Source organism: Corallincola platygyrae (genome assembly GCF_039544265.1).
GTDB classification, from domain to species: domain Bacteria; phylum Pseudomonadota; class Gammaproteobacteria; order Enterobacterales; family Neiellaceae; genus Corallincola; species Corallincola platygyrae.
Genome location: NZ_BAABLI010000012.1, coordinates 174063 through 188632, shown reverse-complemented (window position 1 = coordinate 188632; position 14570 = coordinate 174063). Strand labels below are relative to the sequence as shown.

General features: G+C 50.8%; 9 protein-coding genes and 1 tRNA gene. 6 read left to right on the top strand and 4 right to left on the bottom strand.

The genetic code is table 11. From position 1 onward, the window contains the following. Positions 1 to 152: 152 nt before the first annotated feature. Positions 153 to 1610, bottom strand: a complete 1458-nt coding sequence (gene focA, locus ABEA14_RS10735) for a formate transporter FocA (protein WP_345339992.1) — start codon at positions 1608 to 1610, stop codon at positions 153 to 155. A 219-nt stretch (positions 1611 to 1829) separates the two neighbouring features. Here focA and ABEA14_RS10730 point away from each other — a divergent pair, with 219 nt between their 5' ends. Further along, positions 1830 to 2744, top strand: coding sequence for a LysR substrate-binding domain-containing protein (locus tag ABEA14_RS10730; protein WP_345339991.1), 915 nt, complete (start codon positions 1830 to 1832; stop codon positions 2742 to 2744). Between the two features lie 73 nt (positions 2745 to 2817). On the opposite strand, the gene ABEA14_RS10725 is transcribed toward ABEA14_RS10730, so the two are convergent. Next, positions 2818 to 2893 (bottom strand) — tRNA-Phe (locus ABEA14_RS10725). Positions 2894 to 3144: 251 nt separating this feature from the next. Beyond that, the gene (locus ABEA14_RS10720) at positions 3145 to 3540 is read right to left on the bottom strand and encodes a hypothetical protein (RefSeq protein ID WP_345339990.1); all 396 of its coding nucleotides are present in this window, start codon (positions 3538 to 3540) and stop codon (positions 3145 to 3147) included. Positions 3541 to 3748: 208 nt separating this feature from the next. Here ABEA14_RS10720 and ABEA14_RS10715 point away from each other — a divergent pair, with 208 nt between their 5' ends. The 5 genes from ABEA14_RS10715 to ABEA14_RS10695 all read left to right on the top strand — a co-directional run bounded on the left by ABEA14_RS10715 (position 3749) and on the right by ABEA14_RS10695 (position 12122). Beyond that, positions 3749 to 6685 carry a hybrid sensor histidine kinase/response regulator gene (locus tag ABEA14_RS10715; protein ID WP_345339989.1) on the top strand — a complete coding sequence of 979 codons (2937 nt, stop codon included), beginning with the start codon at positions 3749 to 3751 and terminating at the stop codon, positions 6683 to 6685. Further along, positions 6673 to 7986 (top strand): HDOD domain-containing protein, encoded by a 1314-nt coding sequence (locus ABEA14_RS10710; protein ID WP_345339988.1) that lies wholly within the window; start codon positions 6673 to 6675, stop codon positions 7984 to 7986. Before ABEA14_RS10715 ends, ABEA14_RS10710 begins: the two co-directional genes overlap by 13 nt. Positions 7987 to 8179: 193 nt before the next feature. Beyond that, positions 8180 to 9202 (top strand): Fe(3+) ABC transporter substrate-binding protein, encoded by a 1023-nt coding sequence (locus ABEA14_RS10705; protein WP_345339987.1) that lies wholly within the window; start codon positions 8180 to 8182, stop codon positions 9200 to 9202. 60 nt (positions 9203 to 9262) lie between these two features. Then, positions 9263 to 10990 (top strand): ABC transporter permease, encoded by a 1728-nt coding sequence (locus tag ABEA14_RS10700; protein WP_345339986.1) that lies wholly within the window; start codon positions 9263 to 9265, stop codon positions 10988 to 10990. 1 nt (position 10991) lies between these two features. Then, positions 10992 to 12122, top strand: coding sequence for an ABC transporter ATP-binding protein (locus ABEA14_RS10695; protein ID WP_345339985.1), 1131 nt, complete (start codon positions 10992 to 10994; stop codon positions 12120 to 12122). A 10-nt stretch (positions 12123 to 12132) separates the two neighbouring features. Here ABEA14_RS10695 and ABEA14_RS10690 read toward each other — a convergent pair whose 3' ends face one another. After that, positions 12133 to 14514, bottom strand: a complete 2382-nt coding sequence (locus ABEA14_RS10690; protein WP_345339984.1) for a winged helix-turn-helix domain-containing protein — start codon at positions 14512 to 14514, stop codon at positions 12133 to 12135. Positions 14515 to 14570: the final 56 nt, after the last annotated feature.

The following is a 14570-nucleotide window of genomic DNA, read 5'->3' as shown; positions in this document are numbered from 1 at the left end:
GTGTTTGTAGCATGGGCTCTCTACGGGCAGAGCCCCGAATTGCCGATCACCACCTCCATAGGAGGTGGTTTAGAGGTGACAACCAAAAAAGAGGCCTGACGCGGCCTCTTTGTTATAGAGCTTTTAAGCATTGTCTCATTGGGTTGTTTGGCTTAAGCTGCTTGGTGGCTCACTTTGCTATGCAGCCAGTCATCTTTACCACCAAAGTCTTTGTAGAAAGCATACATGATGTCTTGGCGACTGATCAGCCCTACCAGAAGGCCATCTTGAACAACCGGGAATAATTTGGGGCGGTTGACGTCAGCTTTAGCTAAGCGCTCTTCAAGCGACTCGATTTTGTAGCTGAGCATGTAGCCACCGCTATTCACAGGGTACACCTTGTCCTTATCGATAGAGATGTACTCGGCCAGTTCCAACAAACAATCATCAGGCGATACCGTCGCAACCTCATGTCGCATCACGTCACCAACGTGCTTTTGCTTATCCATCTCATACTCGTTTACCCAAAGTGATTTCAGCAAGTCATGTTCAGAGATAAAGCCAACAACACGGTTACTTTCGTTGACGACCGGCAAGCCTGAAGTGTGGAACTTCAACATAGCTGTCAGCGCTTCCATCAGAGTGCTGTTTGGGGTCAGGCTCGCAGCCGGGGTATGCATAAACTCAGATACTTTAAGAACAGTGTTGTTTTTCATGGCGTTAATTCCTTTTTTGTTTTTAATTGGGTGAATAAGTGTGGATTTGGTTTGCAGCGCAGGGCGTCGATAGATGCCCCAATAGCTCATGCCGACAAACAGCGCGCCGCCGATAATGTTGCCCAGGGTGACTGGGAGCAGGTTGTTGATTAGAAAATGGCTGATGGTCAGGTCGTTAAATGCGTTGGCGGCCAGCCCACTGTTCGCCCAAAACTCAGGGCTAGCAGTCGCCTTTATGCTGATGGCCAGAGGCACCATGAACATATTGGCAACGCAGTGCTCAAAGCCTGTGCTGACAAACAGTGCAACCGGCAGGATCACCAGTATGGCTTTGGTCAGAACATCATCACTGCTGAAGGTCATCCAGATGCCCAGGCAAACCAACATGTTGCAGAGCACGCCGAGGGCGACGGCTTGGCCAAAGCTGTGGTGAAGCTTGTGCTGAGCAATAAGCAAAGCGTTCGCCCCCCATTGGCCGCCATCCAGCAGGTATAATTTTGCACCAACGACCAGTGCCACAAGCACAAGTGCGCCTATGAAGTTGCCCAGATAAACCCGAGACCAGCATGCGATAAGTTGACGATTGCTGATGCGCTTGCTGGCTCTGGCAACGCTGGACAATACGGTGCTGGTAAATAGTTCGCCGCCGCAGATGACGATCAGTACCAGGCCGATACTGAAGGCCAGGCCACCTACCAAGCGCGCAAGTCCCCATGGGGTGTCCTGGCTACCTGTGGTTACCGTGATATAGAAAATAAACGCCAGACCAATGAACACGCCGGCAATCATGGCCAGTGCGAATGACGACTTGAATGAGGTCATCGCCTTTTTGTAGCCATAGTGCTCTGCTGTGGTGGCCATCTGTTCCGGGGCATGCCTGGGCAGTTGGTCGACGTTGGTGTCGATCAGTTTCATCAGTTTGCTGTCGCCTCCATAACTTTATTGATGTTTGGTGTGTGCAGAGAAAGGGGAGTGCCCTCGCTGCGATATCCAAACTAGAGGCAAATTTGAGAGAAGTTAAATTGATAGTTTTTAGATATGCCATCAGATAAATTGATTTAAAGTAATCGTAGTCAGCGGGGCCTGTGTTGAAATGGCGCTAAGCGCTGAAGTCACTGTAGTTGGGGGCGTGTGATGCGATATACATTGAAGCAATTGGCGGTATTTGAAGCGGTTGCCAGCTATGAGAGTGTGAGTATGGCGGCTAAAAAGCTGGCGCTGACACAATCGGCGGCCAGCATGGCACTTAATCAATTAGAAAAATTGTTAGGCGAGCCCTTGTTTGACCGCAACGGCAAGCGAATGAGCCTGACGCCTTGGGGGCAGTGGCTCCGCCCCAGAGCTAAGAAGCTTTTGTTTGATGCCCAGCAAATCGAATTAGGGTTCACAGGACAGCAGTTGATCAGTGGCGAGCTGGCGCTGGGCGCCAGCCAAACGTCAGCTGAGCACCTGGTGCCTCACCTTATCAGTAAAATTGATAGCGACTTTCCAGAATTACGAATCAATGTAGAGGTGGAGAACACTGAGAATGTTATTCAGGGTGTGCTAGCTCACGACTACCAACTGGGCGTGATAGAAGGTCGCTGCGATGATGCGCGGGTGCATCAGGAAGTGTGGGTGCACGACCAGCTGGTGGTCGTCGCAGCCTTGAATCACCCTTATGCCAAGTATGACAGAGTCAGCCTCGCCCAGCTGGAGCAGGCCAAATGGGTGCTGCGAGAGCCTGGGGCAGGGACGCGGCGTATCTTCAACTCTGCCATTCATGGGCTTATCGACAATCTAGATGTATGGCGCGAATACGAACACGTACCGATTCTGAAGAATATGGTGGTCAATGGCGCCTATCTGAGCTGTCTGCCCTACCTGGATGTAGTCAAAGCGATTGAGCGGAAAAAGCTGGTAGCGCTGAATGTACCCGAGCTGAATATGGCGCGAACCCTGAGCTTTATTTGGCGAAAAGATGCCGGAGAGAACTCACTTCGCGAGTGCATTTTGTCTGAAGCCAAATGGTTGGCGAAACGTGGTTTTAATGGATTGATGCCAAAGTAGATTGGTATCAGTTTTATTGATAAGTAATGTGAAACAAAAAAGCCCCGTCCGTGAGGACAGGGCTTCTGATGTATGGTGCCCAGACCCGGAATCGAACCAGGGACACGGGGATTTTCAATCCCCTGCTCTACCAACTGAGCTATCTGGGCGTAACTTTCTAAATCTTGCTCATTTTATGTCACCCATCCATGGAGTGACGTCCGGCTCGGCGTCCTGCCTCGCGTTCGCGTGCTGCAAAGCGATGCTTTGGTCACGCTCACCCAACTGAGCTATCTGGGCGTAACTTTCTAAATCTTGCGCGCTTGTTTAGCGCGGACGGCTATTAAACGGATTTAGAGGCGGCAAGTCAACAGCCTGCGTAGGGAATTGAATCGAGTGTGCATTTATTGCGCGGCCGGCATCAATTTTTCTGCTTTGCTAACCACTTTTTTGCTTGAGCGCGGCTCTTAAAATAGCCGCGACAAACATTGGGGTGTTGGTCCCATAACTCTTCTAGAATCACCCGCCTTATCTCAACGTTGTCAGTGATGTAGGCGACATATGCCAAGCCTGATTCTGACATCTTGCGATGTAGAGCGCGGGTTGCGGGGGCACTGTCTGGCGTAGAAAGCGTCCAGCCTGTGACATCTACCAGTGCCAAGTTTGGAATGGTTGGTAAAGCCTTCAGGCAGGCCACTATGTATTCGTGCATTGCCCGAACACCCTCGGCATTGAAGCTGCCATCTAGCTTCAAATGCGTCATGTCCCGGTCTACAGTGAATTCAAATACACCGTGTGCATCCAGTATGTCGGTCAAACAAAACTCCACAACCAAATATGCTTGTTCCCCTTAAGCGTAACCTAGTTCTTAAATCGTGACAGGGGTCGAGGGTTGTTCGTCGGAACTGTGCTGCAACTCTCTTTTATAAAACTGTCAATTATTTATACACTTATGTATGAATACCTCTCTTTAGATAAAGAGCACAGAGCTCTGTGCATTCACAAAAGACTTATTGATCTGACAGATGGCAAGTTTAACTAAATTGCGTGCGGTACATTTTATCGCAGGCGCACTGTTTTTAATGGTGCTGGTTGTCGGTATATCGACTGACCGAGAGCGCCTGCTTCCTGGGTTTGCTGAGCTGGAACAAGCTCAGGCGAGATCTCGAGCGGCCGTGATTAAAACGGCGTTTAAAGAAGAGCTAAATCACTTAGGTCATCTGGCAGAGGTTTCTGTTGCTTATGGCCAGGTCAAAGTCATTGATCAATTGGCTACGCCTAACTCCTCTTCCGAATCTGCGCTGCAGGCCAGTTTTGCCCGCTGGTCAAAGAAACTTGATGTAGATTTTTCTCTTTTTTTAACCCGCGATGGGGGCACTCGCTTCACATACACCCGTTCTGATGGTCATCCCTCGCTACCAAATAACATTGAACTCAATGCTGAATTTGTTGAAGAGATCACTCGAGTTTGGCGACGCTCAGAAAATCGAGATCGATTAATCAGCGGCGGTGTGGCCACTGAGCAGGGGGCTGTCATGTTGGCGATAGCACCGCTGAAGTCGAGAGATTTTAATGCCGGAACCATTTTACTTGGGCGGTCCGTAAACAGTCACCTTGCAAAACAGTTGTCCTCTTTTGGTGAAGAGGGCGTGAGCCTGAATTTGTCTCCTCTTTCCAAAAACTCTGCAGGCCTGCAGTCAATGTTAAAACTTAGAGGTGAGAGGATTTTGGAGCAAAGTGATGATCGTATCGAGATAAGCGAAACTCTGATTAGTTCTGATGATTTTGAGCCTTTGGTACTGACACTAGTCATGTCACGTGAACTGATGCAGCAAGGGGAGCGTGGAACTAAATTGGCGCTGGGGGCAGTGATCCTCGCCTGTATCGCTTTGGCTGCGTTAGTCATCATAGTGCTGGGCACTTATGTCGCGGTGCTAAGAAGCACGCAAAGGCGCATCAAATCGGTAGTAAAACGTCGTACAGACCAGTTGCAGTCTGCTCGGATTCAGGCAGAGCGGGCGCTGCAAGAGGCGGAGCGAGCCAGCGAGGCGAAAAGTGCTTTCCTGGCGAATATGAGCCACGAAGTGCGAACTCCTATTAACGGCATCATTGGCATGGCGGAGCTTGCGGCTGATTTCCCGCTTTCTGCTGAGCAGCACAACGTGGTGGATACCATCATGAAAGAAGCTGAAGCGCTGCGCATGCTGATTAACAACGTGCTGGATCTGAGCAAGTTTGAAGCCGGCTGTCTGGAACTTGCCAATGTTGATTTTGGTCTGGTTAATTGCGTCGAAGAACTGTTCAGCGCGGTTGCATTGCGCGCGTCCAATAAACCAATCAAGTTTCATTGCCATATTGCACCGGATGTCCCCGTGATGGCGGTGGGTGATCCTATGCGGCTGCGTCAGGTTTTGATGAACTTAGTGGGTAATGCCGTCAAGTTTACCGAGCGAGGTGAAATTAACGTAGAAGTGCAGTTGCTGGAGTCCTTGGCCGATCAGCTTTATCTAAAGGTTTCGGTCCGTGATACCGGTATCGGCATGACCGCAGATCAACAGGCAAATATCTTTGAACCGTTCAGGCAGGCAGATGTATCTATTACCCGTGAATACGGCGGTACAGGTTTAGGAACCTCCATTGCGCTTGAGTTGATCGATATGATGGATGGTGAACTGGCGGTAGAAAGTGAGCCTGGAAAAGGTAGCTGTTTTTGGTTCACGTTGCACCTTGGCCGCTCCCAAAAAGGGGGGGCTGTTGGCGCGCCTGTTGAGCCTATTCCTGACCATACGATTCTGGTGGCAGAGTCTGACACGGGAGTGAGAGAGAGCATAGGTTGCTATCTGCAGAGTATGGGATATCAGGCGCTACTAGCGAGCAATTGGGAGCAGATGGTCCAAAACTATCTCTGTTTAAGCCCTGCAGATCAAGCTGCTGCGGTAGTTATGGCCAGCGATCATATGCTGCCGTCAGAAATTGAATCTCGCTTGCCCAGCCTGCCCGTGATCGTCATCAGTGATATCGGGGTGCAACCTGAGTCCTTAGCTAAACAGCGCTGGCGAGATGTGCTCAAAGGTCAGTTATCGGTGCCACTGCGCTGGGTAGAGCTTAAAAAAGCGCTGAGCAAACTGTCTGTTGATGAAGAGTCAGAACGTGTTGAAAAACCCAGTGCGGAAATGAGCCAGCCATTACTTGGCTGCAAGATACTGCTGGCTGAAGATTATCCGGCCAATCAGAAAGTTGCGATGGCCCACCTGAAAGCCGCGGGTGCAGAAGTATTTCTGGCTGAAAATGGTTTAGAAGCGGTCAATTTGTATCAGTCAGATCCCCCCGACTTGGTGCTCATGGACCTACAGATGCCTGTTATGGATGGTTTTACTGCGGCGACTCAGATCCGTGCCATGTCTCTAGCCGATGATGATGACCAAACTCCGATTGTTGCCTTGAGTGCACATTCGCTTGAAGGTGTTCGGGAGAAGTGTTTTGAGCTGGGCATGAACGATTTTCTCTGTAAACCGTTTCGTCGTCAGGCATTAATCGCCACTGTGCAGCGTTGGCTGAGCCATGGCCAACCTGCGACTCAAAACACCGATGAGACTGAGTCCGACCCGAAACAGGGGGCGGTCTTGAACATGGAACGCCTGATGGAGGAGTTTCTTGATGACGTCGACATGGTCAATACTACTCTATCGCAATTTGCTAACATGCTGCCTGAGCAGCTAACACAGATGAAGAACGCCTTAGCTGATGGCGAGTTGGAAACGGTTCGCGCTGAAGCCCACAAGATAAAGGGTGGGGCAGCTAACTTAACTGCAGATCGATTAGCTGTGGTGGCGAAAGTATTGGAGCAGGAATCCAACGCAGGGAATGCCGACAAGGTTGCTGGCGCGTTGGATGAACTGGCAGTGCAAATAGCATTGCTGGATCAGGAAATTGAGGAGCAAAGCAGCAAATGTCCGAGTTAAAGAGCTTGGTAGTGGACGATGATTTCGTCTGCCGCAGTAAGATGAGCGCGATTCTTAACGGGATAGGTAATAGCACTCAAGCCGAAAATGGAAACTCGGCTCTGAGCCGTTTCGTAGCGGCATTGAAAGCAGAAGTACCATTTCAGTTTGTTACTCTGGATGTCGATATGCCCGATATGCGCGGCCCTGAGGTATTAGCCGAGCTTCGAGCGCTGGAACGACGTTACTGTTTAGCTGAGCAGGAGCGCGCCAAAATTGTCATGGTCACATCCCACTCGGACCGTAAAGAGGTAATTAACGCGATCAAAGCGGGTTGTGATGACTACCTGTTAAAGCCGTTCACGGGCGCATCGATCAAAGAGAAACTGATTGAGCTGGGTTTGATTGCCCCATCTGATGAAAGATCGGAAGGGGAGGAGAGTGATGCAGCTGAAAACTTGATGACGCCTGAGCAAGCTCTGAAGATCAGTATGGAGCGGCTTAAAAAGGGTGAGCTGGAGCTTCCCAAGCAATCAGAAACCTACAACCAGTTAAAAGACCTGATGGCCAGTGGTGCCGATATCAACCAGATTGCTGAGCTGCTTAAAACCGATCTGGTGGTGACCGCTAAGCTGATTAAATTATCAAATAGCACCTATTACCGTGGCTTACGACCATGTAAGTCGCTGGTTGATGCGATCAATCGTCTCGGGTTGCAAGTCACCGAACAGCAGGTGAATGCGATCTGTATGAAACCGCAGTTTGATATGTTGTCTGATGGTGCAAGGCAAAGTGCCGAAGCTTGCTGGCGCGATGCGATTAATGTCGCGGTATCCTGTGAACAGTTGGCGAGAGTCTGCGATGTGAATTTCGCTTTAGACCCTTTCACCATGGGGCTGATTCACAATACCGGTAAAATGCTTATCCTGCGTCTGTTTGATGAGCTGAGTCAGCAGCGTCCGATGACAGATGAAGACAAGTTGCAGCTGGAAGCCGCATTTGAAGATTATCAGGGCATGTTTGGTGCAACTGTTCTTAAAAGCTGGGGCTTCCCCATTGGTTATCAGCAGCTGGCGCGTCAACAACAGGGCTTGAAGTATATTGACCAAGGCTTGGCTGCCAGCCCTGAACTGCATCTGTTGTTTGTGGCCAAACGGGCGTTGATTGCCATTCGTGAAGGGGTGACAGAGAAAGGTGCTAAGACGCTATCCTCCTTACCTTTCTGTCAACAGCATGGTATGTCTGAGTTGGCGCTGTTTGAGGTGATGGGCAAGTTGGTTGAGGTGTTACCAGAGCTCAGACAGGTTTACTGCAGCGAGTGAGGGGGATTCTCTTTCGCTGGCATACTAAACCGGTCATTTGGCCGGTTTTTTTGTGCGTTTCAAGGTGGCGAACTTTTTCTCTCCTATAAAGTCACAAAATAGTTCATTATTAAATGGGAATGAGAATAGGTATCATCCCTAATTGTAGATTATGATTTGCCTTAAAAGTCACGTCGCGTTAAGGAAAAGGTTGATGAAAAAATTGCTGTTTTCTGCCGTTGCAGGGGTTTTGGCCTTAGTTATGGCACCCGCTCAGGCGTTTGCTGCTGAAGTTAATGTTTACTCCTCTCGCAAAGAAGCATTGATAAAACCTCTGCTGGATAAGTTTACCGAGCAGACAGGTATCAAGGTCAACCTGGTCACAGGTAAGGACGATGCGCTGATTACCCGCCTGCAAAAAGAGGGCGCACGCTCACCGGCTGATCTGCTGATTACCGCCGATGCTGGTCGTCTATATCGTGCTAAAGCCGCAGGTCTGTTGCAGCCAATGCAATCGGCGGTTTATCAGGATAAGGTGCCAGCCAATATGCGTGATGCCGAGGGCGAGTGGGTGGCGCTGACCATGCGTGCGCGTCCCATCTTCTATGTTAAAGGCAAGGTAAAACCAGAAGAGCTCTCCACCTATGAGGCGCTGACTGACCGCAAGTGGGCAGGTCGTATCTGTATTCGTTCCTCCAGCAATATCTATAACCAGTCACTGATAGCTTCAATGATTGTGGCGGAAGGTCAGGAAAAGACAGAAGCGTTTGCCAAAGGCATTGTTGCGAATATGGCGCGTCCACCTGCAGGCGGCGATACTGACCAGCTGAAAGCGGCTGCAGCCGGTGTCTGTGATATCGCGATAGCAAACACTTACTACTTTGGCCGTCTGGCCAGCAGCAGTGATGCAGCTAAAAATGCGGTAGCGGATAAACTGGGTGTGTTTTGGCCAAACCAGCAGGACCGAGGCACACACGTAAACGCCAGTGGTATCGGTGTGACGAAATCGGCTAAAAACGGTGACGCTGCCAACCAACTGATCGCCTTTATGCTGACCGGTGAATCTCAGTCCTGGTATGCCCAAGTGAATAATGAATACCCCATTGTGCCAGGTGTGCCAGCGTCAGATGTGTTGAATAGCTGGGGCGAATTCAAAGCCGATGCCATTAACTTGTCTCTGCTGGGTGAAAACAACCGCCTTGCGGTAGAAACCATGGATCGTGCTAACTGGAAATAATCAGCGTACGGCTAGAGCGCCAGACCAGGAATACTAGAGTAGTAGCGATTGCAGAACACAGTGAGTCAGACATCATTAACCAGCAGCAGGTTGCGCGGAGTATTCAGCGCCAACCTGCTTTCCAGTGGTGCCATTATGGTGGCATTGGTTCTGCTGGTGCCGATCCTGATGATCCCTGGATTGGCCTGGTTTGTTGCCGATGACTCAGCGATAAATGGATTGTCGGCCGGTGCTGCCAGTGTTTGGCTGCACCTTTGGCAAACCGTGCTCGGAGACTACCTGTTTAACTCATTTGCACTGATGTTGGGGGTTGGCGTCGGTGTGCTGATGCTTGGTGTGCCTGCCGCCTGGCTCACCTCCCGTTACGAGTTTCCGATGCGGCGCGCACTGTCGCTGTTGTTGCTTTTACCCATGGCGGTTCCCGCCTATATCATCGCCTACACCTATACCGGATTACTTGATTTTGCCGGTCCAATTCAAACGGCGATAAGAGAGTGGACAGGCTTACGGTACGGCCAATACTGGTTCCCCGAGGTGCGCTCTTTGGGGGGCGCCATGGTTATGTTGTCGCTGGTACTCTATCCCTACGTCTACCTGATGAGCCGAGCGGCATTCATTGTGCAGCCCAGGCACATGTTTGATGCCGGGCGCAGCCTGGGGATGTCACCGTTTCAGAATTTCTACCGCTTGGCTTTGCCTCTGGCGCGTCCTGCGATAGTGGCGGGGCTGTCTTTGGCGCTGATGGAAACCTTAGCCGATTACGGTACAGTCCAGTACTTTGGGGTGTCGACATTTACGACCGGGATTTTTCGTACCTTCTACGGTTTTGGTGACACAGCCGCCGCTGCCCAATTGGCCATGATGTTGTTGGGCTTTGTGCTCACATTGTTGGTCATAGAGAAGTATTCGCGCCGACGTATCCGCTACTTCAGCCACGCCGAGCAGGGGCAACTGCAGCAAAGAGAGTCTCTTACTGGTTGGAAGCGCTGGCTAGCCACATTGGCCTGTGTGGTGCCACCATTGTTTGGTTTTCTGGTTCCTGCCGCGGTGCTGATTGGCTGGAGCCTGCAAAGTGAAGAACTGCTCAGTGCAGACTTTATACAGCTGACTTGGAATACGTTTTCGTTGGCGGGAATGGCGGCGGTCATCTCTGTTTTTCTGGCTTTGGTGCTGGCTTATGCTGCGCGTTCGCGGCCCAAAGGTGTGGTTGGCTGGGCGGTACAGCTGGTGTCTATGGGTTATGCATTGCCCGGCACCATTATCGCCATAGGTGTGATGGTTTGCCTGATCTGGGTTGATCACCATTGGGTAGTGTACCTGGAGCAGCTGTTCTCGGTTGACCTTGGCCTGTTGCTATCAGGTACGCTGGTGGCGCTTATTTTTGCTTACACCATTCGGTTCCTGGCGATCTCACTGGGCGCGGTGCAGAGTGGTTTGCAAGGTATAAAACCCAGCTTGGATCAGTCAGCTCGTTCGTTGGGTAAGTCTCCCATTCAGACACTAAGATTGATTCATATCCCGCTGTTAAAAAGCAGTGTGCTAACCGCACTGTTGATAGTGTTTGTCGACGTGTTGAAAGAGTTACCAGCCACGCTGATGCTGCGTCCTTTTAACTTTAATACGCTGGCGGTACGTGCTTATGAAATGGCCTCGGATGAGCGCCTGATGGATGCGGCACCTGCATCAATGATGATTGTACTGGTGGGTTTGATCCCTGTGATCTGGCTGAATCGCTCTATCGCCAGCATGGGAAAACATCAACAAACAAGAGAAGAGGCGATAGCATAAGATGTTGCTGCGTTCACAGGTTGAAGATGCTGAGGCAACCCAGCGCGGGCCAAGAACCAATCACAATTCATCAGAGGCTAAGGCATTGCAGCTGGCTCTTAATGATGTGTCTGTGAATTACGGCAGCACTCGCGCCGTAGCTAATGTGAACCTGTCTCTTAAGCCGGGTGAAATCGGCTGTTTGCTTGGGCCAAGTGGCTGCGGCAAGTCGACACTGCTTAGGGCGATTGCGGGATTTGAGTCTCTGGCGATGGGTGAAATTGTAATGCACGGCCGGGTGTTATCCTCTCCCCAACAGCAGACTCCACCTGAACTGCGTCGCATAGGCATGGTGTTTCAGGATATCGCTCTGTTTCCCCACATGACAGTGGCTCAGAACGTAGCATTTGGTTTGGGGCATTTGAATAGTGTCGAGCGTCAGTCCCGCATAGATGAACTGCTCTCCCTGATTGGTTTACCTGACAGTCACGAACGCTATCCAGCGTCGCTCTCTGGCGGTCAGCAACAGCGTGTAGCGCTGGCTAGAGCTCTTGCCCCAAAGCCTGACCTGCTGTTATTGGATGAACCGTTTTCCGGTTTGGACGCAACCCTAAAAGAAACGCTGGTACCCGACGTGCGAGAGATCCTGCTGAATGAGCAGATCACAGCCTTGATGGTGACCCATGATCAGATTGAGGCTTTTGCCATTGCTGATCGGGTTGCGGTAATGCAGCAGGGCAATATTGAACAGTTTGATACGCCTTACGCTATCTATCACGCACCCTTGACCCGCTTTGTCGCGGACTTTGTTGGTCAAGGTTGTTTCCTACCTGCGGTCGCCAAAACCGAGACTAGCTTGCTGACGGGCTTTGGCCCGATCGCCACCGACAAACCCCATGGGCTGCCGCTGGGTATCTCTGTCGATCTGTTATTGCGTCCGGACGACCTTATCCACGATGAAGACAGCATTCTTCGGGCGAAAGTGATTAAACGCCAGTTTCAGGGAACCTCGTTTCAATACGAGGTAGAAATGGCAAACGGCCAGCGTTTGTTATGTGTGGCATCCAGTCATGATCCGCAGCGTGTTGGCAGTGAGATAGGTATTCGGTTTGAGCTAGACCATATTATCTGTTTTGAGAGGCTAAGGGATTAGTGGTCAAAAATTAGCTTTTCGGCAGTCTGCCCATGATTAATCGGTAAGCATCGTCACTCGGGCTTAAATGCTGAAGTAATGGGCGATATAGCTCGCAGTAGAGCTTAATTTCGCCGAGCCGCTGTTGTTGCGAAAGCCTCTCTAGGAACTGATTTATTTCCGATCTGCTCAGTTCATCCTGGCATAATAGCCAAAGTAAATGTGAACTTAGGGACTCTGCCGCTGCGGTAAAACTGGAGGCCAGTGTTGCCGCCTGCTCCGCTAACTCTTCTGCGGCCTCGACATTGCTGCAGTAGAAATGTGCGGCGGCGACGTTACGGCGGTAGTGGATATCAAACAAGGTTTGGCTATGGATTTGGCTAAGTTGAAGTGACAGCCAGTCCTGGATCTTTCCTGATGCGCCTTTGCTGTTCCACCAGCTCAATAACAACTGATGTGCCCGGCATAGTACAAACGGGTGATGCTCATACTGGTAGGTGAGATATTCGATGGTTTCCAACTGTCGGTCGAACTCAGCATCTGGCCCATGTGTTGCTTTATGGTGCAACGCTTTTAAAACAAGGCAGGGCAGTTGGGCCTCTTCCGGCCAGTTACGGGTGATATGCATCGCCTGGTCATTGCAACGTTTTGCTTCCTGCCAATCGCCTCTGAGCAATGCGATTTCAGATTCAGTCCGGTAAATACACCAGAGAGAATCGGTATAACGCAGTTGGTGCTGTTGGGCCGCATCATGTGCTTCTTCATAGAACTCCCTGACCGCTTCGGGTTTGCCCTGATAGAAGAAAGTTGTGGCAACAAAATGGGCCTGCCAGAGCTGGTCAACCACATAACCCCGTTGTTTGGCTTCCTGCAGCGCACCCAGCCATAGGTACCTGGCTTTATCTATCTCTCCCTCCACCCAAAGCAGTTCAGCCAATGCCGCATAGGCCGAGGGGGTGAGTATGTCGGGGGCAATGGGAGCTAACTCATAGGCGGTTCTGGCGTACTTTCTCAACAAGGGCAGGTCAAAGGCTTTCAGTGCATAGGTTGAACGCAGACAAGCGTGACTGACCTGTATGGCTCGGCTGGCTTCTCCGTCGCCATCGATATGCGTCTCCAGTTGATCCAAGAACAGCTTGGAAGCAGGCATGTCGTCAATCAGAAAGACTTTGGCCGCCACCATTAGCAATGCAGGATCCTTTGCCCTTTGGCTTGATGGGATCAGCTCTATGGTTTGTTTAAGCAGTTGATGCTGACCACGCTGATACATGAGCCAACCATGTTCCGCAACCAACCTCTGCATCAAGGCCACGTCGTTAATGGTTTTCGCAAGGTAGATAGCCTGACGCGGTTGCTGGTGTTGCATCCACCAGTCTGCGGCGCGTCGTACTAAGGTTCTGGCAAGTTCCGGGTCTTGAGAGATGAGGTTTTGCCGGAACTGAAAACGCCAAAGCTTGTGGAAGTGAAACCAACTGGGGTCTGAATTAGTACCCTGCAAAAGCTGCTGTTTCAACAGTCGTGGTAAAAGTGCCTGACAGTCTTGTTGCAGCATCTGTTCGACGAGTGTCAGGTTAAAGTAATCGGTCAGGCTGCTTGCCAGCAGGAACTGTTTTTCATCCTTTGGTAGTGCTGCAGTTATCTTCTGTTGGCATCGAGAGACTAGCTCTTCTGTTGAGTTGATATCGGTCAGGTCCTGCTGACTCAATTGCGCATTACGGATGATCCAGGCCAGTGCGGGTGACCCTTCGATGAAGGGCAGGGCCAACTCTTGAAGAGCGGGTGAAAGGTTGTCTCCCAGCAGTTGTATCAACTCGTTGCGGTCGAACTTCAGTTGCTCTGCGTCAGAAATAGATAACTTGCCTCTACTCTCGGGTGAGATTAGATTAAGCCAGTGAGCTGAACCACTGGTGATCACTAACTTGTGCTGAGAAGGCCATGCTTGAAGCATGCGGTCTATGGCTTCACTCAATTCGCCTGACTTGAGCTGCGTTAGGTTATCTAACACCAGTAGCGTGGGTGTAGGGTGACGTTGCAGCTCAGTAATCACCAGCTCAATTAAAGAGCGAGGGTCATCCACCAGACCTTCTTTGATTCGGTGCATCAATGCCAGATCAAATTCCAGGGCGTGGTGAAAGGCGGTTACCAGCGTTCTGGCGAGATCCGCCATCGCCAATTCCATCTCGGCAAAAGACGCCCAGACGTGTGTTCCCTGCCAGTGGCTAAATAGTTGTGCCGCTAACGTGGTTTTTCCGTATCCAGATGGCGCAATTATCGCAACAGGTTGTTTATCGGCGATTATTTCAGAAAGCAGTCGTGGTTTTTGAACCAAAGGGTCGGGCAGTTGTGGCGGGCTGAATCGCCACAAATCACCGAGGTTTACGTGGGTAGGGTTGCTGAACCTTTTCTGCATCATGAACTTTGCAAAACTGCTTGCCCAAAAGTGTAGCGTATCGCCCGTAAGCGCTAATT